Raw genomic sequence first — 20,859 nt, forward strand, 5'->3', positions numbered from 1 at the left:
CTTCTCTGTCGCCCTTCACCCCCTCACAGAGGAGACATCGTGCGCTTCCGCTCTCTGGTGATCGCGTTATGCGCCGTGCTCGCGTCAGCCGGCCTGCTCGTCGTCCCGTTCGCCGCCCAGGCCGCCCCCGCCGGGACGTCCTCCGCCTCGGCGGGCTGCTACCGCCAGGTCGGGGATCACTGGGAATGCGTCACGCCCGGCGCGTTCTGCCCGGCGGCGGCGCACGGCAGGAACGGAACCGCGCAGGACGGCGACTCCTACCGGTGTGTGCAGGACGGCTCCTACTGGCGCTGGAAGCCGGCCGGCGCCTCAGGCGGCACGGCCCCGAAGCCCAAGCCGACTGTGAAGCCCAAGCCGGCCCCGAAGCCAAAGCCGACCGCGAAGCCGGCGAGGCCGAAGTGCTCCCAGAAGTACCTGCCGTTGCCGGACCCGAAGTGCCAGCCGGGGACGCGCAACCCCGCCGTCACCCAGCGGACGATCAAGTCCACGATCTGCGCCCCCGGCTACAGCAGGAAGGCCGCGCCTCCGGCGAGCTACACCAACGCGCTGCGCGTCACGCAGATCGCGCAGTACGGCTACGCGGACAGGAAGCCGTCGCACTACAAGGAGGACCACCTCATCCCGCTGTCCCTGGGCGGGTCGCCCAAGAGCGTCAAGAACCTGTGGCCCGAGCCGGTTCACGCGGGCAAGGGCAAGACCCCGGCCGCGAAGGACGCGGTCGAGCTCACGCTGTGGAGGGCCGTGTGCCACGGCAGGGTGCCGCTCGCCAAGGCGCAGCAGGCGATCGCCAAGAACTGGCGGACCGCGGTGCGGCGGCTCGGACTCTAGATCCCGCCGTCGTTCCTCCGGTAGGTGCGACAACACCACCGAACGACTTTCGGTGGTGTTGGTATTTCGCGACCTCCGACTGTCGTACAGTGGTCACGAGGGGTGATCGATCATGACTGGCCCGGCGGAGCTGCTCCGCGACTTCGTGAACACCTACGACGTCGAGGGAGACGCCGACGAGCTGGCCTCGCCGGCCGAGCTGTCCGTCTGGCTGCGCGAACGGGGGCTGATCGGCGACGACGACCGCGCCGCCGACGAGGACCTCACAGTGGCGACCCAGCTGCGCGAAGGACTGCGGGTCGCGCTGCGCGGCAACCACGAGGGGGGTCCGTACGAGGTTCCAGCGGGGCTGGCCACGGCGCTGACGGGACTGCCGGTTCGCGTCACGCTCTCGGCGGGAACGCCGGCGCTCGAACCCGTGAGGTCCGGAGTGGCGGGCGGTCTCGCGCGGCTCGCGGCACTGATCCCCGCCGCCCACGCCGACGGCACCTGGCCACGGCTCAAGGTCTGCGCCGAGAGCACCTGCCAATGGGCCTTCATCGACTCCTCGAAAAACCGGTCTCGCTCCTGGTGCTCCATGCGCGTCTGCGGAAACCGCACAAAAACCCGGGCATATCGGGCGCGACGCCAGGCGGAAGGTACGCCGAGGCCCTCCTGACCAGTACGGTGTTACAGGCTAAGAAAGGAGCCCGCCGAATGGGTGTCAGAGCTGCCCGCCTCGAGGACGTCGACGCGGTGACCAGCACCCAGATCCGGGCGTGGAAGGCGGTTTATCGCGACTTCCTGCCACCGATCCCGCTGGAGCAGATGACCGGGCCGGCGGCGGAGAAGATGTGGCGCCGCCAGTGGGAGGAGGCGATCCTCTCACCGCCCACGCCCCGCCACCGTCTACTCGTCGCCGTCGAGCGGGTCGTGCCCGACACCGACGCGTTCACCGCGCTCGGGCCCGGCGGCATCCTCGCGACCGCCGCGCAGCGTGCGTCCGACCGGGTCGTGGGGCTGGCGTCGCACGGACCCGCCGAGGACCCCGACCTGCACCCGGCCACGACGGCCGAGTTGATGACGTTGCTCGTCGATCCCAACCACATCAGGCGCGGGCACGGCAGCAGGCTGCTCAACGCCACCGTCGACCACCTGCGCGAGGACGGCTACAACACGGTCGTCACCTGGGTCTTCGCCGACAACCACCCGATGCTCGGCTTCCTTGAGTCGACGGGCTGGGGCGAGGACGAGGCCGAGCGTGTCCTCGACATGGGCCGCCCGATCAGGATGATCCGCCTCACCACCGACATCAGCTGAGTGACCTCCCTTTCCGCCCGTTCGTTACGGCTTCCGCCCCCGGCGGCGTCGCCTCCGCCAACCCCGCTGTCACGACATGACGGGGGATTGGCCAGACTAGGTACGCCTTTACCGGCTACGCACAGGTAGGAAAAGGGAGTCACGTGGCCACCCCAGCTCAATGGTTAGCGGGCGCACGCCCCCGTACGCTGCCCGCCGCCGTCGTCCCGGTCGCCGTCGGCACCGGAGTCGCCGTCGCGGAGGACGGCGCGGTCTGGTGGCGCGCCCTGCTCGCGCTGTTCGTCGCGCTGGCTCTGCAGGTCGGGGTCAACTACGCCAACGACTACAGCGACGGCGTGAAGGGCACCGACAAGGACCGCGTGGGTCCCCTACGGCTGGTCGGCTCGGGGGTCGCGGCCCCGAAGCAGGTGCTCACCGCCGCCCTCGGCTGCTTCCTCGCCGCCGCGGTCGCCGGGCTCGTCCTCGTGGTGGCCACCCAGGCCTGGTGGCTGCTGCTCGTCGGCCTCGCCTCCATCCTGGCCGCCTGGTTCTACACCGGAGGCTCCCGCCCGTACGGCTACCGCGCGCTCGGCGAGATCTCTGTCTTCGTGTTCTTCGGCATCGTGGCCGTCGCCGGGACGACGTACGTCCAGGTGGAGCGGCTGACCTGGCTCTCGCTGGCCGCCGCCGTGCCCGTGGGGCTGCTCGCCTGCGCGCTCCTCGTGGTCAACAACCTGCGCGACATCGTGACCGACGGCCCCTCCGGCAAGCGCACGCTGGCCGTGGTGCTGGGTGACAGCCGCACGCGCCTGGCCTACTCGGCGACCCTGGTGCTGCCGTTCGTGTTCGCGCTCGCCCTGGTGCCGGTGCGGCCCTTCGCCGCGCTGACCGTGCTGGCGCTCCCCCTCGTGGTGACCCCGATCAAGACGGTCCGCGCGGGGGCGACCGGTCCGGCGCTCATCGCGACGCTCCAGCAGACCGGCCGCCTGCAACTCGTCTTCGGCGCCCTGTTCACCCTCGGCCTGGCCCTGTTCTGACGGATGCCTCTCGCAGCGTCACCGCTCGCCGGCCTCGCGGTGCGATGCATCGGTCCTGAGCAGGTCCTGAGCCGACCGTTCGAGGGGCGGCAAGGGGCCGCCCGCGCCTGTCCGGCACCGCGTGTTCCGCCTGACACGGCGATCACACCGGCGCGACGACAGGCCGGGCGGCGGGCGGACTACTGCAGGTCGAGGAGGCGCTCCAGGCCCACGGTGAGGCCGTCGAGCTCCTGCACGCGGCGTACGCCCAGCAGGACGCCCGGCGTGAACGACGCCCGGTTCATCGTGTCGTGCCGGATCGTGAGGGTCTCCCCCTCGCCGCCCAGGATGACCTCCTGATGAGCGATCAGCCCGGCGAGCCGTACGGCGTGCACGTGGACACCGTCGACCTCCGCGCCCCTGGCGCCGTCGAGCGCGGTGGTGGTCGCGTCGGGAGAGGGGCCGAGACCGGCCTCGCGCCGTGCCTGCGCCACCAGCTCCGCCGTACGGCGGGCGGTGCCCGAGGGGGCGTCGGCCTTGTGCGGGTGGTGCAGTTCGACGATCTCGACCGACTCGAAGTGCTTGGCCGCCTGCGCGGCGAAGTGCATCATCAGCACGGCCGCGATGCCGAAGTTGGGGGCGATGAGCGAGTTCGTGCCGGGGTTGGCGGCCAGCCAGCCCCGCACGGTCTCCAGCCGTCCGGCGTCGAAACCGGTCGTGCCCACGACCGTGTGGATGCCGTGGGAGACACACCACTCGAGGTTGCCCATGACGATGTCGGGGTGGGTGAAGTCCACCACCACCTCTGCCCCGGTCAGCGCGTCGAGCGAGTCGTCCTTGTCCACCTCCGCCACGAGCTCCAGGTCATCGGCCGCCGCGACGGCCTTGCACACTTCCACACCCACGCGCCCGCGGGCGCCCAGAACACCGACCTTAATCACGCGCCCAAGGCTATACGTGACGGCGGGGGGCGGGACGGCGAGGAGCGGACCGGCGCGCCCGAGTCCCGTGCGGCGGGAGGCGCCGCCCCCGGCGAGAGCCGTAGGAGATGAACGGGGATGAACGACGAGGCCGCGCCGGCGCGTAAGAGCACCGGCGCGGCCGTCGAAGGCACGGTCAGGCGATGGCGGAGCCGAAGTCCTTGTCGCTGTAGGGACCGATCACCGCGAGCGTCAGCGGCCGGTTGAGGATGTCCGCGGCGACCGAGGCGATCTCCGCGGGGGTGACCGCCTCGATCCGCCCGAGCACCTCGTCGACCGTCATGAGCCGCTCGTACACGAGCTCGCTCTTGCCGATCCTGGACATGCGCGAGCCGGTGTCCTCCAGGCCGAGCACGAGTCCGCCGCGCATCTGGCCCTTGCCGCGCGCGATCTCCTCCTCGGTGATCCTCTCGGCCACGACCCTGGCCACCTCGTCACGGCAGATCTTCAGCACGTCGTCCACCTTCGAGGGCAGGCAGCCCACGTAGATGCCGAACTGGCCGGTGTCGGCGTACTGCGAGGTGTAGCTGTAGGCGCTGTAGGCCAGGCCGCGCTTCTCCCGGATCTCCTGGAACAGGCGCGACGACATCCCGCCGCCGAGCGCGGCGTTCAGCACGCCGAGGGCGAAGCGCCGGTCGTCGTTGCGGTCGAAGGCGGTCATGCCGAGGACCAGGTTGGCCTGCTCGGTGGGCCGGTCGACCACGCGGACCCCGGTCCTGACGTCGACGCCGGGGCCGCCGATGCGCGGGGGCGCCGGCGCGGCGGAGCCGCCCAGCGCGCCCGCCCGTTCGTACGCCGCCGCGACCAGCGCGACCACCCGCTCGTGGTCGACGTTGCCCGCCACGGACACCACGGTGCGGGGCGGGATGTAAAACCGCTGGTAGTACTCGTGGATGCGGTCACGGGTGAGCGTGTTGATCGACTCCTCGTTGCCGAGGATCGGGCGGCCGATCGGCGTGTCGCCGTACAGCTCGGCGGAGAACTGCTCGTGCACCACGTCGGAGGGATCGTCGTCGTGCATGGCGATCTCCTCAAGGATCACGCCGCGCTCCGACTCCACGTCCTCCTCGGTGATCAGCGAGGAGGTCACCACGTCGGCGAGCACGTCGATCGCCACCGGCAGGTCCTCGTCGAGCACCCGGGCGTAGTAGCAGGTGTACTCCTTGGCGGTGAACGCGTTGATCTCACCGCCGATGCCCTCGATGGACGCCGAGATCTCCATGGCGTCGCGCGTGGGCGTGCCCTTGAAGAGCAGGTGCTCCAGGAAGTGGGTGGCCCCCATGTGCTCGGGGGCCTCGTCCCGCGACCCGATGCCCACCCACAGGCCTACCGCCACACTGCGTACGGTCGGCATCGTCTCCGTCACGACCCGCAGGCCGCCGGGCAGGACGGTGCGGCGGATGACCCCCGCACCGTCCTTACCCGGAAACAGTGTCTCGGTCGTCACGAGTTGCGCTCGTCCCGTCCGCCCCGGGTCCGGCTGCGGCTGCGGCGCGGAGCCCGCGGCTGCTCGTCTCCCTCGGCCGGCGCGGCGGCGGCCTCCGCCGGAGCGGACGCGGCCTCGCCGTTCTCGCCGTTCTCGCCCGCGGCGTCCTTCTCGGCGGCCTCCTTCTCGACCACCTCGACCGGGATCAGCGAGAGCTTGCCGCGCGAGTCGATCTCGGCGATCTCCACCTGGATCTTCTCGCCGACGTTCATGACGTCCTCGACGTTCTCGATCCGGCGGCCGCCGTGCAGCTTGCGGATCTGCGAGACGTGCAGCAGGCCGTCCTTGCCCGGCAGCAGCGAGACGAACGCGCCGAAGGCGGCGATCTTGACGACCGTGCCCAGGTAACGCTCGCCGACCTCCGGCATGTGCGGGTTCGCGATGCCGTTGATCAGCGTACGGGCGGCCTCGGCGGACGGGCCGTCGGTGGCGCCGATGTAGATCGTGCCGTCGTCCTCGATGGTGATCTCGGCGCCCGTGTCGTCCTGGATCTGGTTGATCATCTTGCCCTTGGGGCCGATGACCTCGCCGATCTTGTCGACCGGAACCTTGATCGTGATGATGCGCGGCGCGGTCGGGTTCATCTCCGCCGGAGCGTCGATGGCCTCCTGCATCACGTCGAGGATCGCCAGCCGGGCGCCCCTCGCCTGCTTCAGCGCCGCGGCCAGCACGTGGGCCGGGATGCCGTCCAGCTTGGTGTCGAGCTGGAGCGCGGTGATCACGTCCTTGGTGCCGGCGACCTTGAAGTCCATGTCGCCCATGGCGTCCTCGGCGCCGAGGATGTCGGTCAGCGTGACGAAGGTGTCGCCCTCGCCGATCAGGCCCATCGCGATGCCGGCGACCATCTCCCTGAGCGGGACACCCGCGTCGAGCAGGGCCATCGTGGAGGCGCAGACCGACCCCATGGAGGTCGAGCCGTTCGACCCGAGCGCCTCCGACACCTGGCGGATGGCGTACGGGAACTCCTCGCGCGACGGCAGCACGGGGATCAGCGCCCGCTCGGCCAGCGCGCCGTGGCCGATCTCACGGCGCTTCGGCGAACCGACGCGGCCCGTCTCGCCCGTGGAGTACGGCGGGAAGTTGTAGTTGTGCATGTAGCGCTTGGTCCGCTCGGGATTGAGCGTGTCGATCATCTGCTCCATGCGCAGCATGTTCAGGGTCGTGACGCCGAGGATCTGCGTCTCGCCCCGCTCGAACAGGGCCGACCCGTGCACCCGCGGCACCACGTGGACCTCGGCGTTGAGCTGCCGGATGTCCTTCGGGCCACGGCCGTCGATGCGGACGCCCTCGCCGACGACGCGCTCGCGCATCAGCTTCTTGGTGAGCGACCGGAACGCGGCGCCGATCTCCTTCTCACGGCCCTCGAAGTCGGGCAGCAGCTTCTCGGCCGCCAGCATCTTGGCGCGCTCGATCTCCAGCTCGCGCTCCTGCTTGCCCGCGATCGTCAGCGCCGAGGCGAGCTCGTTCTTGACGGCGGCGGTCACGGCCTCCAGGACGTCGTCCTGGTAGTCGAGGAAGATCGGATACTCGGCGGTCGGCTTGGCGGCGACCTGGGCCAGCTTCGACTGGGCCTCGCAGAGCACCTTGATGAACGGCTTGGCGGCCTCCAGGCCCTGGGCCACGGTCTCCTCGGTCGGGGCGACCGCGCCCTCGGCGACCAGCTTGAGCGTGTCGCGGGTCGACTCGGCCTCGACCATCATGATCGCGACGTCGCCGTCGGCCAGGACGCGCCCGGCGACGACCATGTCGAACGTGGCGCGCTCCAGCTCGGTGTGGGTCGGGAACGCCACCCACTGGCCGTCGATCAGCGCGACGCGCACGCCGCCGATCGGGCCGGAGAACGGCAGCCCGGCGAGCTGCGTGGACATGCTCGCGGCGTTGATCGCGATCACGTCGTACAGGTGCTCGGGCTGCAGGGCCATGATCGTCGCGACGATCTGGATCTCGTTGCGCAGGCCCTTCACGAACGACGGGCGCAGCGGCCGGTCGATGAGACGGCAGGTGAGGATCGCGTCCTCGGACGGCCTGCCCTCCCGGCGGAAGAACGAGCCGGGAATGCGGCCGGCCGCGTACATCCGCTCCTCGACGTCTACCGTCAGCGGAAAGAAGTCCAGGTTCTCCTTGGGATGCTTGGACGCGGTGGTCGCGGACAGGATCATCGTCTCGTCGTCCAGGTACGCGACGGCGCTGCCCGCCGCCTGCCGGGCCAGCCGCCCGGTCTCGAACCTGATCGTGCGCGTGCCGAAGGGACCGTTGTCGATAACGGCCTCTGTGCTGTGGACACCCTCCACGGGGGACCTCCTCTTTGGGTCGGTCTCCCGCGTCCTGCGTCGCCGGGCTCCCCGTTCAGGTGCAGTGCCGGTCTTCGATCGAAGCGCCCGGTCCGTCCACACGGCTGTCGCCGTGCCGACCGGGGGCCACTACCGAGGACCGGCCCTCTCACGCCGCGGGATCGCGCTGCGGCTTGCTTGCGGACGCGGGGCACTTGGTCTCGGCTGTTCAGTTGTTGTGCTCAGGCCATTGTGGCCCGTTATGGAAAAGGAGCGGCGAAGAATCGCCGCTCCTTCCTCACCTTATCGGCGAAGGCCCAGCCGCTCAATGAGCGAGCGGTAGCGGGTGATGTCCTTGGCCTGCAGGTACTTCAGCAGCCGGCGCCGGCGGCCCACCAGCAGGAGCAGACCACGACGGCTGTGGTGGTCGTGCTTGTGGGTCTTCAGGTGCTCGGTAAGGTCGCTGATCCGCTTGCTCAGAAGCGCGATCTGGACCTCCGGCGACCCGGTGTCACCCTCGCTGGTGCCGTACTCGCCGATGATGGACTTGGTGATAGCGGCGTCAAGCGACACTGCTTCTCCGTTCTGGTGAAATGGCACGCGCAACGATTCCCATCCCGCGAACGACCGTGCGTACCTACAGTCGCCGTGACAGGACAGCCGGGGTGGTTTACACCACCTGAGCATGGCTGACATACCACCTTACCAGCCCGTAGGACACGGCGTGTCACACCAGCTCTTCAGGACGTGAGCTCCCGGGCCCGGGCCACGTCGTCGTGCATCTGCTCGATCAGCGCCTCGATCGAGTCGAACCTGAGCGTGTCGCGCAGCCGCTCGCCGAAGTCCACGGCCACGTGCGCGCCGTACAGGTCCAGGTCGTCGCGGTCCAGCGCGTACGCCTCGACCGTGCGCTCCACCCCGTCGAACGTGGGGTTGGTCCCGATCGAGATCGCGGCCGGCCAGCGCTCCCCCTCGTACGGCGAGGGGCTCTGGGTGCACTGCAGCCATCCCGCGTAGACGCCCTCCGCGGGGATGGCGGTGTGGTGCGGCGACTCGACGTTGGCGGTGGGGAAACCGAGCGCACGCCCACGCTGGTGGCCGCGGACCACCACGCCCTCGACCCGGTGCGGGCGGCCCAGCAGGACGGCCGCGCCCGTCACGTCACCCACGGCCAGCCGCTCCCGGATCACCGTGGAGGAGATGGCGTCGCCGTCGCTGACCAGGGGCACGCCCTCGGCCTGGAAGTCGTACTTCTCCCCCAGTGTCCGCAGCGTCTCCAGGTCGCCCGACGCCTTGTGGCCGAAGCGGAAGTTCTCCCCCACCACGACCCCCGCGGCGTGCAGCCGGTCGACCAGAGCCGTCTGGACGAACTCGTCCGGAGACATCCGGGAGAACTCCAGCGTGAACGGCAGGACGCACACCGCGTCCACCCCCAGCGCGAAGAGCAACTCGGCCCGCCGGTCGGTGGTGGTGAGCCGCGGCGGGTGACTGCCGGGCCGCACCACCTCGTCGGGGTGCGGGTCGAAGGTGACGGCCACCGCGGGCAGCCCCAGGTCGCGGGCCATCTCCACCGCGCGGGCCACCATCCGCTGATGACCGAGATGCACGCCGTCGAACACGCCGATCGTGACGACGGACCTGCCCCAGTCCAGTGGGACCTCGTCCAGCCCGTGCCAGCTCTGCACCTCGACCTCGCTTCTGTGTCCGATTGCCCTGCCTTCGGCAAGGCGGCTGAGTTGCCTCGCCTGGGGAAGCGCGCAGTAGACAAGACTGCCATGCCCCCCGGGGTGCCGGGGAACCAGCCCCCGGCGTCAGGAGGCGAAGACCACCAGAGGCCTGGCGGTCCCGCCGCGCTCCTCGGCGAGCGCGAGCAGCGCGCCGTCCGGCCCGAAGACGCCGATCGGGCCCGCCCCGAGGCCCGCCGCGCGCAGCCTCCCGCCGTGCGCGACCAGCCGCGCCTCGTCCTCGCTCACGTCCCTGCGGGGGAAGGCCGCCGCCACCGCGTCGGCCATGGGCATGATCACGCACTCCCTGGCGAGGTCTTCGATCGTGCGCGCCGCCTCGATGCCGTACGGCCCGACCCGGGTGCGGCGCAGCCGGGTGAGATGGCCGCCGACGCCGAGCGACGCGCCGAGGTCGCGGGCCAGCGCCCGGATGTAGGTGCCGCTGGAGCAGGTGATCACGGCGTCCAGGTCCACCGTCTCCGGTGTCCGCCGGATCTCCCCGACCTCGAACGCGTGGATCGTGACCGGCCGGGCGGCCAGGGCCACCTCCTCGCCGGCGCGGGCAAGCTTGTAGGCCCGCTGCCCGTCGACCTTGATGGCGCTCACCTGCGGCGGCACCTGCATGATCTCGCCGGTGAGCGCGGCGACGCCCTTGCGCACCTGCTCGTCGGCGATGTGCCCGGCGGGGGTGGTGGCGAGCGTCTCGCCCTCGGCGTCGTCGGTGTTCGTCGTCACGCCGAGGCGGATCGTCGCCTCGTAGACCTTCTCGGTCAGCGCGAGGTGCCCGAGGAGGCGGGTCGCCTTCTCCACCCCGATCACCAGCACGCCGGTGGCCATCGGGTCGAGCGTGCCCGCGTGGCCGACCTTGCGGGTCCCCGCGACGCCGCGCATCTTGCCGACGACGTCGTGCGACGTCCAGTCGGCGGGCTTGTCCACGATGATCAGACCGCTCGGCGGCGGGGTCCTTCTGGGCTGTGTCCTTTTCGGCTGGGCCGTGCTCACGACCGGCTCCCTTCCGGGGCGAGGAGGGGCCGCAGGGCGGCCATGGTGTCCGCCACGGACAGCGCCGAGGAGAATCCGGCGGCACGCGAGTGACCGCCGCCGCCGAGCGCGGCGCAGGCGCGGGCCACGTCCACGGCGCCCTTCGACCGGGTGGAGACGTTCCAGCCGCCCTCGTCGTCCTCCTTGAGGACGACCGCGACCTCCGCCTCGTCGACCCGGCGCACGACGTCGATCATGCCTTCCACCTCGTCGTACGGCAGGCCCTCGGCAGCGCGGTCGGCGCGGGTCACGTAGGTCCACACCAGCCCCAGGCCGCCCATGGCGTCCGGCTCCAGGGTGGCCCGTCCGAGCGCCGTGCCGAGCACCCGCAGGTACGCGAACGGCGAGCGGTCCCACAGTTCTCTGGCGATCTCCTCCGGGCGCAGCCCCGTCGCCAGCAGCCGGCCGGCCATGGCGTGCGCGGCCGGGGTGGTGATGGAGTGCCGGAAGGAGCCGGTGTCGGTCACCAGCCCCGCGTACAGGCAGGTGGCGACCTCCCGATCGATCGGGAGGCCGAGCCGGTTGACGAGCTCGTCGACGACCATCGTGGTCGAGGCGGCACCGGGATCCACGAGGTGGACCGTCCCGAAGCGGGTGTTCGACACGTGATGGTCGATCACGACGAGTTCGCCGGCCTTGCCCGCGTGCGGCGCGAGCAGGCCCAGCCGCTCCATCGTGGAGGCGTCGAAGGTGATCATCAGGTCGGGCTCGGCGGGGTAGGCCGAGGGCTCAACCAGCAGGCTCTGCCCCGGCAGGAACCGCAGCAGCCGGGGCACCGCGAAGACCCGGTCGCCGAAGGACGCCACGACCTTCTTGCCGGTGCGCGCGAGTGCCAGCCCGAGGCCGAGCATCGAGCCGAGGGCGTCCCCGTCCGGGGACACGTGACAGGCGAGCGCCACCGTGCCGGCCGAGCGGATCAGTTCGGTCGCGCGCCGCCAGTCCGCCTCGCGGGCGGCTTCGTTCGTGGTCACCGGACGGGGCGGCCGGCCTGGCCGGTGGGCTCGTCCTCGCCCGCCCCCTCGGCCTCCCCGGCTGCCTCGGCCACCTCGGCCGCCTCGGCGGCGAGGTCCTCCTCGAAGCGATAGGGGTCGGCCTCCCCGGCGAACTCCGCGCCCTCCGCCTGGCGGGCGATCTCCTCGTCCTTCGCCCTGGCCAGCGCGAACAGGTCGTTCATGTGGCGGGCGTTGTCCGGGAGCGGGTCGTGCACGAACGTGAGGCCGGGAGTGTGCCGCAGGCCGGTCTGCCGGCCGACCTCCGACCGGATGACGCCCTTCGCGCTCTCCAGGGCGGCGGCCGTGTCGGCGCGCTCCGCCTCGGAGCCGAAAACCGTGTAGTAGACGGTCGCGTCGCTCAGGTCCGGGGTGACCCTCGCGTCTGTCACCGTCACGAAACCCAGCCGTGGATCCTTGATCCGCCGCTCCAGCATCTCCGCGACCACCTGCTGGATGCGATCGGCCAGCTTCCTGGCACGCGCTGCGTCCATGCTCACGCTCCCTCGTATCTGTACGGCTGACGCGCGGGCCCCGGCCGTCTATTCCTCGTGGTCGTTGAAGAGCCGCCGCCTCGCGGACAGCAACTCGATCTCGGGGTGGTAGGCGATGAGGCGTTCGCAGGCGTCCAGCACCTCATCGCAGTTCGCCGCGGACGCCGATATGACGGCGACGCCGATCTCGGCGCGCCGATGCAGGTCGAGGTGGCCCGCCTCGGCGACGGCGACGGCGGGATACTTGCGCTGGATCTCGGCGACGATCGGCCGGACCACCGAGCGCTTCTGCTTCAGCGAACGGACGTCGCCCAGCAGGATGTCAAGAGTAAGAGCACCGATGAACATAGTTCGTCACCACGTCACGGACACCCGACCGCCGCCCCCGCGCGTGGCGGGGGCGGCGGGACGGAGCGTCAGACGCGCGGCTTCTCCTGCATCTCGAACGTCTCGATGACGTCCTCGATCTTGATGTCGCTGTAACCGACACCGATACCGCACTCGAAGCCCTCGCGGACCTCGGTCGCGTCGTCCTTGAAGCGACGCAGCGACGAGACGGTGAGGTTGTCGGCCACCACGACGCCGTCGCGGATGATCCGGGCCTTGCTGTTGCGGGTGATCACGCCCGAGCGGACGATCGAACCGGCGACATTGCCGATCTTGGGAACCTTGAAGACCTCGCGGATCTCGGCGGTGCCGGTCCTGACCTCCTCGAACTCCGGCTTGAGCATGCCCTTGAGGGCCGCTTCAATCTCCTCGATCGCCTGGTAGATGACCGAGTAGTACCGGATGTCCACGCCCTCGCGCTCGGCCAGATCGCGCGCCCGCACCTCGGGCCGCACGTTGAAGCCGATGATGACGGCGTTGTCGTCGCCCATCGCCAGGTTGACGTCGTGCTCGGTGATGGCGCCGACCGCGCGGTGGAGCACCCGCAGGCGCACCTCCTCGCCGACGTCGATCTTGAGCAGCGCGTCCTCCAGGGCCTCAACGGAACCGGAGACGTCACCCTTGATGATGAGCTTGAGCTCGTCGACCTGGCCCTTCTCGAGGTCCTTGAACAGCTCCTCGAGAGTGCGGCGGCGACCGGACTTCGCCATGTCGGCGATCCGCTGCCTGGCCGCCCGCTGCTGGGCGATCTGGCGGGCCATCCGGTCGTCGGTGACGACGATGAAGTTGTCGCCGGCGCGCGGGACGGCCGTCAGACCGAGGACCAGGACCGGACGCGACGGGTCGGCCTCGTCGACCGTCTCGCCGTTGTCGTCCAGCATGGCGCGGACGCGGCCGAACGCCTCACCACAGACGATCGAGTCGCCCACCCGGAGCGTGCCGCGCTGCACGAGCACGGTCGCGACCGGGCCGCGGCCCTTGTCGAGGTGCGCCTCGATCGCGAGGCCCTGGGCGTCCATCTCCGGGTTGGCCCGCAGGTCGAGCTCGGCGTCCGCGGTCAGCAGGATGGCCTCGAGCAGGTTGTCGATGCCGACGCCCTGCTTGGCGGAGATGTCCACGAACAGGGTGGAGCCGCCGAACTCCTCGGCCACCAGGCCGTACTCGGTGAGCTGGGCCCGCACCTTGGTCGGGTCCGCGCCCTCCTTGTCGATCTTGTTGACCGCCACCACGACCGGGACGTTCGCCGCCTGGGCGTGATTCAGCGCCTCGATGGTCTGCGGCTTCACACCGTCGTCGGCCGCGACCACCAGCACCGCGATGTCGGTGGCCTGCGCACCACGGGCACGCATGGCGGTGAACGCCTCGTGACCCGGGGTGTCGATGAAGGTGATCTTCCGCTGCTCACCCTCGTGCGTCGTCCCCACCTGGTAGGCGCCGATGTGCTGGGTGATGCCGCCGGCCTCGCGGGCCACCACGTTGGTGTGGCGGATCGCGTCGAGCAGCTTCGTCTTACCGTGGTCGACGTGACCCATGACGGTCACGACCGGCGGGCGCGGCGCGAGGTCGGCCTCGTCGCCCTCGTCCTCACCGAACTCGATCTTGAAGGACTCGAGGAGCTCGCGGTCCTCCTCCTCCGGGCTGACGACCTGGACGTTGTAGTCCAGCTCGGCGCCGAGAAGCTGCAGCGTCTCCTCGTTGACCGACTGGGTCGCCGTCACCATCTCGCCGAGGTGCAGCATGATCTGCACGAGCGAGGCGGGGTTGGCGCCGATCCGGTCGGCGAAGTCCGACAGGGACGCGCCACGCGGGAGGCGGATGGTCTGGCCGCCGCCACGCGGAACCTGCACGCCGCCGATCGCCGGGGCCTGCATGTTGTCGAACTCCTGGCGCCTCTGGCGCTTGGACTTGCGGCCACGGGTCGGACGGCCACCCGGACGCCCGAACGCGCCCGCCGTGCCGCCACCGCGGCCACGGCCGCCGCCACCACCGGGACGACCGGCGAAACCGCCGCCGCCACCACCGGGACCGCCACCGGGACCACCGGGGCGACCGGTGCCCGTGGCACCGGGACGCGGACCGCCGAAGCCCCCGCCGGGACGACCGCCGCCACCACCCGGACGGCCACCGCCGCCGGGACCACCGGGACGGCCACCGCCGCCGCCGGGACGCGGGCCACCGCCGCCCGGCGCGGCCGGACGGCCCTGCGGCATCATCATCGGGTTGGGACGCGGACCACCCGGACGCGGACCACCTGCGCCCGGAGCGCCGGAACGCGGACCGCCCATGCCCGGGCCGGGACGCGGACCACCTGCGCCGGGGCCGGGACGCGGACCGCCGGCGCCCGGGGCGCCGGAACGCGCGCCCGGCGGACGCGGCATGCCTCCATCGCGCGCGCCGTCACGACGCGGCTCGCGAGGAGCGCCGTCGCCACGCTCGGGACGGTCCCCGCGGTCGGGACGACCGCCGTCGCGGCCACCGGGCCGCGCGGGACGCTGGCCCATGCCGCTCGCGGTCGAGGAGAACGGGTTGTTGCCCGGACGCGGGCCACGCGGACCCGGCTTCGGGCCGCCGGAACGCGGACCGCCGCCCGCGGGCGCGCCGGGACCGGCGGGTGCGCCACTCGGGCGCGGGGCCGGGGCCGGCCTCGGGCCCGGCTTGGGCGCACCGGCGCCGGGAGCACCGGCACCGGGAGCAGCCTGCCTCGGACCGGCGGCCGCGGGACGCGCGACATCCGGGCGAGGCGTCTGCGGACGGGCGGCCTCGGGGCGCGCCGCCTCCGGCTGCGCCACCGGCTGTGCCACCGGCGGGTGAGGCATCGGAACCGGACGCGGAGCGGGCCGCGGGCCGGGCTTCGGGCCCGGCTTGGCCATCGCTCCGGTGGACTGGGAAACGGGCGCCTGTGGGGCGCCCCCGTTGGCCTGGCTGTCTGCCGGCCTCGGCGCAGGCTTCGGCTGCGCCGGACGGGCGGGCTTACCCCCGCCCCTGGAGACGTCACCCTTGAACGCCTCAGTCAGTTTACGGACGACCGGCGCCTCTATCGTCGAGGACGCCGACCTCACGAACTCGCCCATTTCGGTGAGCTTGGCCATCACGACCTTGCTCTCAACCCCGAACTCCTTGGCGAGCTCGTATACGCGGACCTTCGCCACTGCACTCCCTAACTCGGCCCGGGAGGCTCGCAGTGCCGCCGGACCGTCGCTACCTGTACGTACTCATCGCCGCGTGCTCATCAGGCGCTCATAGCAATCTGACTCCGCCCATCAACTCGGCGTCCTACATGACAATTTCGTCGTTCCCTGGTTCCCGGAGCCGATACCGGGGGCCAGCGGTAACCATTCACCCGGACCGCCCCGGCGTCAACCCCTCCACGTGAGCTTGCAAGAGCGACGTGTCAAGCGATCCCTCCGCGCGGAAAGCGCGTGGGAACGCCCGGCGACGCTCTGCGAGCTCCAGACAGCGCGGGGACGGATGCAACGAGGCACCGCGTCCCGGGAGCCGTCCTCGCGTATCGGGGACGATCACGCCCTCGACCACGACCAGGCGGAGCAACTCGGACTTTACCGTGCGAACCCGGCAGCCCACACACGTTCTCAGCGGGGCTGCCTGGTAACCATATTCCAGCTTACCTTGCCGACGCATCAGCGGGATCAGCAGGTGCCTGCTCGGTGTCCGGCCGGATGTCGATCCGCCAGCCCGTCAGGCGGTTGGCGAGGCGGGCGTTCTGGCCCTCCTTGCCGATCGCCAGGGACAACTGGTAGTCGGGCACGATCACACGCGCGGTGCGGTTGTCGGCGTCGACCACGTCGACACGGGAAACACGCGCGGGCGACAGGGCATTCCCGACGAACTCGGCCGGGTCCTCCGACCAGTCGATGATGTCGATCTTCTCGCCGTGCAGCTCCGTCATGACGTTGCGCACGCGCGAGCCCATCGGGCCGATGCAGGCGCCCTTGGCGTTGACGCCGGGCTTGCGCGACCTCACCGCGATCTTGGTGCGGTGGCCGGCCTCGCGGGCGATGGCCGCGATCTCCACCGTGCCGTCGGCGATCTCCGGCACCTCCAGCGCGAACAGCTTCTTCACGAGGTTGGGGTGCGTGCGCGACAGGGAGACGGACGGCCCCTTGGGCCCCTTCTTCACCTGCACCACGTAGCAGCGGATGCGCTCGCCGTGCGCGTACTCCTCGCCCGGGACCTGCTCGTTGTGCGGCAGGATCGCCTCGATCTTGCCGAGGTCGACCAGCACCACCCGCGGGTCCTTGCCCTGCTGGATGACGCCCGCGACCAGCTCACCCTCGCGGCTGGCGAACTCGCCGAAGTTGACTTCGTCCTCGGCGTCGCGGAGCTGCTGGAGGATCACCTGCTTCGCCGTGGTGGCGGCGATCCGGCTGAAGTTGGACGGGGTGTCGTCGTACTCCCGCGCGACCTCGCCGCTCTCGTCCAGCTCGGCGGCCCAAATGATCACATGGCCCGTGCCGCGGTCCAGCTCGGCCCGCGCCTTCTGCGCCGCGCCCTCCGTGCGGAAGTACGCGATGAGCAATGCGTCCTCGATCGCCTTGACGACCAGGTCGAAGGAGATGTCCTTCTCCCGCTCAAGGCTGCGCAGGACGCTCATGTCAATGTCCACAAGGCTCCCCCTAGCCCTCGTCGTCGGCGTCGTCGATGTCTTCGTCGACATCGAGGCCCTCATCAAGTTCGTCGTCGAGCCCGGCGTCGCGCCGGTTGAACTCGACCTGCACCCGGCCGCGCACCAGATCGGCGTACGCGATGCGGCGCGCGCCGTCCAGCTCCACGCCGGTCTCGTCGGCCTCGGTCACGCGGCCCTCCGCGGAGGCGCCGTCACTCAGCTCCGCCTGCACCAGCCGCCCGCGCGCCCGGCGCCAGTGGCGCGGCTCGGTGAGCGGCCTGTCCACTCCGGGAGAGGTGACCTCGAGAACGTACGCGCTGCCGCCGAGGACGTCCTCCTCGTCCAGCCGCTTGGAGACGGACTGGCTCACGTCGGCCACGTCGTCCAGGCTCACGCCGCCGTCCCTGTCCACCACAACGCGCACCAGCCGCCGCCGGCCCGCCGGTGTGACCGTGACGTCCTCCAGGTCGAATCCCTCGGCGGCGACCACCGGGCCGAGCAGCTCAACCAGGCGGCCGCGTCGAGCGTCGCTGCCCATGCCGACCTCCCAATGACCGTGTGGCTGTGCCGTATGCCTAGCCCGATGTGCCAACAGCCTATCGACACCGGGAGGTGGAAACAGCGCCACACCCGAGCGGCGATCCGACACGTGCCCGATCATCAGGGTCACGGGGCGATGATCAGTGGGCGCCGCGCCGTACGATGCTGTGTCGTGAGACACAGCGGCGGGGCACAGGTGACGAGACGCGCGTTGCTGGGCTCCGCCGCCGCGGCCGGTCTGGCCGCGGCGGGCTGCTCCTCCGCCCCGACCAAACCCGCCGCGCCGGCCTCTCCGGATCCGCAGACCGTGCTGCTCACCTCGCTGATCGCGGGCAAGGAGCACCTGGTGTCGCTCTACGAGCGCGCGGCCGCCGCCCTGCCCGGCCGGGCCGCGGCGCTGGAACCGTTCCGCCAGCGTCACGCGGCCCATCTGCAGGCCCTGCGCGCGCTGCTGCCCGCGGGGAGCGGCACGGGAACGTTCCCCGCGAGCCCCGCGCCGCCGAATGCCCCCGCTTCCGCGTCCCCCTCCGCGCCTCCCTCGGTGTCCCCCTCGGAGAGCCCGTCCGCGGTCTCCGTCGGGGAGCTCAGGGACGCCGAGCGGCGCGCGGCGTCGGCGCGACCGGCGCAGATGGCCACGGCCTCCCCGGCGCTGTCCCAGCTCCTCGCGAGCATCGGTGCGTGCGAGGCCGTCCACGTCGTCGCCCTGGGGAGGGTGCGTGGCTGAGACCCCGACCGAACCCGCCCGATCATCGCTCCGATCATCGGCCGCACCGCCGTCCGGGGCGCCGAGCGGCGGCGCGCTCGAACGAGCCCTGTCCGCCGAGCACGCCGCCGTGTACGCGTACGGGGTGATCGGCGGGAAGACGAGCGGCGCGCTGCTCAAGCGCGCCACCGCGGGGTTCGACGCCCACCGGGCACGCCGCGACCAGCTCCGCACGCTCATCACTCGGCGGGGCGGCACGCCCGCCGAGCCCGGCCCCACCTATCTCCTGCCCTTCGAGGTGCGCGGACCGGCCGACGCGGTGCGCCTGGCCCTGCTGGTGGAGCAGCGGGTGACCACCGCCTATCTGGAACTCGCCGCCGACCGCGACCCGGCCCTGCGGCGGATCGCCGCGCTGGCCGCGCAGGAGTGCGCGACCCGGGCGTACGGCTGGCAGCCGAAGCTCGGCCCCTTCCCGGGCATGGACCGGGAAGAGGCCGGCGTCGACGTCACCGTCCCCACCTCGGGGTCCGAGTCCCCGCCGGCGGACTCCGCCGGCACACCCGGCCAGGAGGCCCAGCCGGAGTCGTCCGCGCCGGACGGCCAGTAGGCCCCGGTGCCGGCGATCAGTCCCGGCAGGCGGCCAGCACCCGCTCGACGGCCTCGTCCAGCGGGATCTCCTCCTTGGTCCCGGTGACCCGGTCGCGCAGCTCGACCACGCCGTTGGCCAGGCCCCGGCCGACGATCAGCACCGTGGGCAGGCCGAGCAGCTCGGAGTCCTTGAACTTGACGCCGGGCGACACACCGGGGCGGTCGTCCACGAGCACCCGCAGCCCCCGCGCCTCAAGGGTCTCCGCGAGCGTGCTCGCGACCTCGATCTGGTTCTCCTTGCCGGTGCCGACGATGTGCACGTCGGCGGGCGCGATCTCCCTGGGCCACACCAGGCCCAGCTGGTCGTGGCGCTGCTCGGCGACCACGGCCACCGCCCGGGACACCCCGACGCCGTACGAGCCCATGGTGATGCGGATGGGCTTGCCGTCGGGCCCGAGCGCGTCGAGCTGGGCGGCGTCGGCGTACTTGCGGCCGAGCTGGAAGATGTGGCCGATCTCGATGCCCCGGTCGATCGACAGCGGGTGCGCGCAGCGCGGGCAGGAGTCGCCCGCCCGCACCTCGGCGGCCTCGATCGTGCCGTCGGGCTGGAAGTCGCGGCCCGCGACCACGTGCGCGGCGTGCTTGCCCGGCTCGTTGGCGCCTGTCACCCAGGCCGAGCCGTCCACCACGCGCGGGTCGACCAGGTAGGTGATCCCCAGGTCCTTGAGCACCTGCGGACCGATGTAGCCGCGCACCAGGCCGGGGTGGCGGGCGAAGTCCTCGGCCTCGAAGATCTCCGGCACGCCGGGTGAGAGCGCCGCCTCCAGGCGCTTGAAGTCGACCTCGCGGTCGCCGGGCACGCCGATGATCACGGCCTTGATCTCGTCGGAGCCCGGCGTGCGGACCTTGACGACGAGGTTCTTCAGCGTGTCGGCGGCGGTGACGCCGAGGCCGTGGTGCTCGTTGACGTACGAGACGAGCGACTCGATCGTCGGGGTGTCGGGCGTGTCGAGCACCTTCATGGGCGGCTGCGTGGCGGTGACGGCGGGCGGCGCGGGCGTGACGACGGCCTCGGCGTTGGCCGCGTAGCCGCAGTTGTGGCAGGCCACGAAGGTGTCCTCACCGGTCGAGCAGGGGGCGAGGAACTCCTCGGAGGCCGACCCGCCCATCGCTCCCGACATCGCGAAGCAGATCCGGTAGTCGATGCCGAGACGCTCGAAGATGCGGATGTACGCCTCGCGGTGCATCTCGTAGGACCGCTTCAGGCCGTCGTCGTCGAGGTCGAAGGAGTAGGAGTCCTTCATGACGAACTCGCGGCCCCGCAGGATGCCCGCCCGGGGCCGGGCCTCGTCGCGGTACTTGGTCTGGATCTGGTACAGCGTGACGGGATAGTCCTTGTAGGAGGAGTACTCCCCCTTCACCATGTCGGTGAACATCTCCTCGTGGGTCGGCCCGAGGAGGTAGTCGGCGCCCTTGCGGTCCTTCAGCCGGAACAGCGTGTCGCCGTACTCGGTCCAGCGGCCCGTGGGCTCGTAGAAGTCGCGGGGCAGCAGCGCGGGGAACAGCACCTCCTGCGCGCCCATCCGGTCCATCTCCTCGCGCACGACCCGCGCGACGTTCTCCAGCACGATCTTGCCGAGCGGCAGCCAGGAGTAGATGCCGGGCGCGACGCGGCGGATGTAGCCGGCGCGGACGAGCAGCTTGTGGCTCGGCACTTCCGCGTCCGCCGGATCCTCACGCAGGGTGCGCAGGAACAGGGTCGACATACGCAGCAGCACGGCTACTCCTCGGTCATGAGAGGTCTCGCCCGCGGTGCCTCCTCGGGGAGCGCGATGCGGATCTCCTCGCGGATCCTCGGAGACGACCGGAAAGACGAGACGAAGACGATGTGCTCCCAAGGCTATCGACTCC

Annotated in this window: 20 protein-coding genes; 6 read left to right on the plus strand and 14 right to left on the minus strand. The window is 71.3% G+C overall.

Annotation, left to right across the window (positions count from 1 at the left end; genetic code table 11):
- Positions 1–39: 39 nt before the first annotated feature.
- From ACGFIB_RS04330 to ACGFIB_RS04345, 4 genes are all read left to right on the plus strand, one after another.
- The gene (locus tag ACGFIB_RS04330; RefSeq protein ID WP_393368336.1) at positions 40–828 is read left to right on the plus strand and encodes a hypothetical protein; all 789 of its coding nucleotides are present in this window, start codon (positions 40–42) and stop codon (positions 826–828) included.
- 112 nt (positions 829–940) lie between these two features.
- Complete coding sequence (locus tag ACGFIB_RS04335; RefSeq protein WP_393368338.1) at positions 941–1,486, plus strand: CGNR zinc finger domain-containing protein; 546 nt, start codon at positions 941–943, stop codon at positions 1,484–1,486.
- A gap of 38 nt (positions 1,487–1,524) precedes the next feature.
- Positions 1,525–2,127 carry a GNAT family N-acetyltransferase gene (locus ACGFIB_RS04340; RefSeq protein WP_142575304.1) on the plus strand — a complete coding sequence of 201 codons (603 nt, stop codon included), beginning with the start codon at positions 1,525–1,527 and terminating at the stop codon, positions 2,125–2,127.
- A gap of 143 nt (positions 2,128–2,270) precedes the next feature.
- Complete coding sequence (locus ACGFIB_RS04345) at positions 2,271–3,143, plus strand: 1,4-dihydroxy-2-naphthoate polyprenyltransferase (RefSeq protein ID WP_191051832.1); 873 nt, start codon at positions 2,271–2,273, stop codon at positions 3,141–3,143.
- 179 nt (positions 3,144–3,322) lie between these two features.
- On the opposite strand, the gene dapB is transcribed toward ACGFIB_RS04345, so the two are convergent.
- The 13 genes from dapB to rimP form a co-directional block, all read right to left on the minus strand.
- Complete coding sequence (gene dapB / locus ACGFIB_RS04350; RefSeq protein WP_357024335.1) at positions 3,323–4,063, minus strand: 4-hydroxy-tetrahydrodipicolinate reductase; 741 nt, start codon at positions 4,061–4,063, stop codon at positions 3,323–3,325.
- 175 nt (positions 4,064–4,238) lie between these two features.
- Positions 4,239–5,549 carry a M16 family metallopeptidase gene (locus tag ACGFIB_RS04355; RefSeq protein ID WP_142575307.1) on the minus strand — a complete coding sequence of 437 codons (1,311 nt, stop codon included), beginning with the start codon at positions 5,547–5,549 and terminating at the stop codon, positions 4,239–4,241.
- Entirely contained in the window at positions 5,546–7,879 is a 2,334-nt protein-coding gene (locus ACGFIB_RS04360; RefSeq protein WP_142575308.1) for a polyribonucleotide nucleotidyltransferase, read from the minus strand. The genes ACGFIB_RS04355 and ACGFIB_RS04360 overlap by 4 nt, the downstream gene beginning before the upstream one ends.
- 282 nt (positions 7,880–8,161) lie before the next feature.
- Positions 8,162–8,431 (minus strand): 30S ribosomal protein S15, encoded by a 270-nt coding sequence (gene rpsO, locus ACGFIB_RS04365; RefSeq protein ID WP_142575309.1) that lies wholly within the window; start codon positions 8,429–8,431, stop codon positions 8,162–8,164.
- Positions 8,432–8,598: 167 nt separating this feature from the next.
- On the minus strand, positions 8,599–9,543 hold the full coding sequence (locus tag ACGFIB_RS04370) for a bifunctional riboflavin kinase/FAD synthetase (RefSeq protein ID WP_357024344.1): 945 nt from the start codon (positions 9,541–9,543) through the stop codon (positions 8,599–8,601).
- A 126-nt stretch (positions 9,544–9,669) separates the two neighbouring features.
- A complete protein-coding gene (truB, locus tag ACGFIB_RS04375) occupies positions 9,670–10,584 on the minus strand; it encodes a tRNA pseudouridine(55) synthase TruB (protein WP_393368342.1) in 915 nt (304 codons plus the stop codon).
- Positions 10,581–11,594 (minus strand): DHH family phosphoesterase, encoded by a 1,014-nt coding sequence (locus ACGFIB_RS04380; protein ID WP_393368344.1) that lies wholly within the window; start codon positions 11,592–11,594, stop codon positions 10,581–10,583. The genes truB and ACGFIB_RS04380 overlap by 4 nt, the downstream gene beginning before the upstream one ends.
- On the minus strand, positions 11,591–12,106 hold the full coding sequence (gene rbfA, locus ACGFIB_RS04385) for a 30S ribosome-binding factor RbfA (protein WP_142575313.1): 516 nt from the start codon (positions 12,104–12,106) through the stop codon (positions 11,591–11,593). Before rbfA ends, ACGFIB_RS04380 begins: the two co-directional genes overlap by 4 nt.
- A 48-nt stretch (positions 12,107–12,154) precedes the next feature.
- The gene (locus ACGFIB_RS04390; RefSeq protein WP_142575314.1) at positions 12,155–12,454 is read right to left on the minus strand and encodes a DUF503 domain-containing protein; all 300 of its coding nucleotides are present in this window, start codon (positions 12,452–12,454) and stop codon (positions 12,155–12,157) included.
- Positions 12,455–12,522: 68 nt separating this feature from the next.
- Complete coding sequence (gene infB / locus ACGFIB_RS04395; RefSeq protein WP_357248437.1) at positions 12,523–15,642, minus strand: translation initiation factor IF-2; 3,120 nt, start codon at positions 15,640–15,642, stop codon at positions 12,523–12,525.
- Positions 15,643–15,829: 187 nt separating this feature from the next.
- On the minus strand, positions 15,830–16,132 hold the full coding sequence (locus tag ACGFIB_RS04400) for a YlxR family protein (RefSeq protein WP_142575316.1): 303 nt from the start codon (positions 16,130–16,132) through the stop codon (positions 15,830–15,832).
- A complete protein-coding gene (nusA, locus tag ACGFIB_RS04405; RefSeq protein ID WP_208762480.1) occupies positions 16,116–17,105 on the minus strand; it encodes a transcription termination factor NusA in 990 nt (329 codons plus the stop codon). The genes ACGFIB_RS04400 and nusA overlap by 17 nt, the downstream gene beginning before the upstream one ends.
- A gap of 22 nt (positions 17,106–17,127) precedes the next feature.
- Positions 17,128–17,655, minus strand: coding sequence for a ribosome maturation factor RimP (gene rimP, locus ACGFIB_RS04410; protein ID WP_142575318.1), 528 nt, complete (start codon positions 17,653–17,655; stop codon positions 17,128–17,130).
- A 174-nt stretch (positions 17,656–17,829) separates the two neighbouring features.
- On the opposite strand from rimP, the gene ACGFIB_RS04415 reads away from it, so the two are divergent.
- Both ACGFIB_RS04415 and ACGFIB_RS04420 read left to right on the plus strand, forming a co-directional pair.
- Entirely contained in the window at positions 17,830–18,381 is a 552-nt protein-coding gene (locus tag ACGFIB_RS04415) for a hypothetical protein (protein WP_208762481.1), read from the plus strand.
- Complete coding sequence (locus ACGFIB_RS04420) at positions 18,374–18,967, plus strand: ferritin-like domain-containing protein (RefSeq protein ID WP_393368349.1); 594 nt, start codon at positions 18,374–18,376, stop codon at positions 18,965–18,967. The genes ACGFIB_RS04415 and ACGFIB_RS04420 overlap by 8 nt, the downstream gene beginning before the upstream one ends.
- Positions 18,968–18,983: 16 nt before the next feature.
- Here ACGFIB_RS04420 and ACGFIB_RS04425 read toward each other — a convergent pair whose 3' ends face one another.
- Positions 18,984–20,726, minus strand: coding sequence for a proline--tRNA ligase (locus ACGFIB_RS04425; protein WP_393368351.1), 1,743 nt, complete (start codon positions 20,724–20,726; stop codon positions 18,984–18,986).
- Between the last annotated feature and the right edge of the window lie 133 nt (positions 20,727–20,859).

The organism is Microbispora bryophytorum, assembly GCF_043197435.1.
Lineage (GTDB): Bacteria > Actinomycetota > Actinomycetes > Streptosporangiales > Streptosporangiaceae > Microbispora > Microbispora bryophytorum.

Bases quoted from the DNA above. Each gene is read 5' to 3' on its own strand.
- ACGFIB_RS04335 (WP_393368338.1), top strand. From the start codon at position 941: ATGACTGGCCCGGCGGAGCTGCTCCGCGACTTCGTGAACACCTACGAC.
- ACGFIB_RS04340 (WP_142575304.1), top strand. From the start codon at position 1,525: ATGGGTGTCAGAGCTGCCCGCCTCGAGGACGTCGACGCGGTGACCAGC.
- rbfA (WP_142575313.1), bottom strand. From the start codon at position 12,106: ATGGACGCAGCGCGTGCCAGGAAGCTGGCCGATCGCATCCAGCAGGTG.
- ACGFIB_RS04390 (WP_142575314.1), bottom strand. From the start codon at position 12,454: ATGTTCATCGGTGCTCTTACTCTTGACATCCTGCTGGGCGACGTCCGT.
- ACGFIB_RS04400 (WP_142575316.1), bottom strand. From the start codon at position 16,132: ATGCGTCGGCAAGGTAAGCTGGAATATGGTTACCAGGCAGCCCCGCTG.
- nusA (WP_208762480.1), bottom strand. From the start codon at position 17,105: ATGAGCGTCCTGCGCAGCCTTGAGCGGGAGAAGGACATCTCCTTCGAC.
- rimP (WP_142575318.1), bottom strand. From the start codon at position 17,655: ATGGGCAGCGACGCTCGACGCGGCCGCCTGGTTGAGCTGCTCGGCCCG.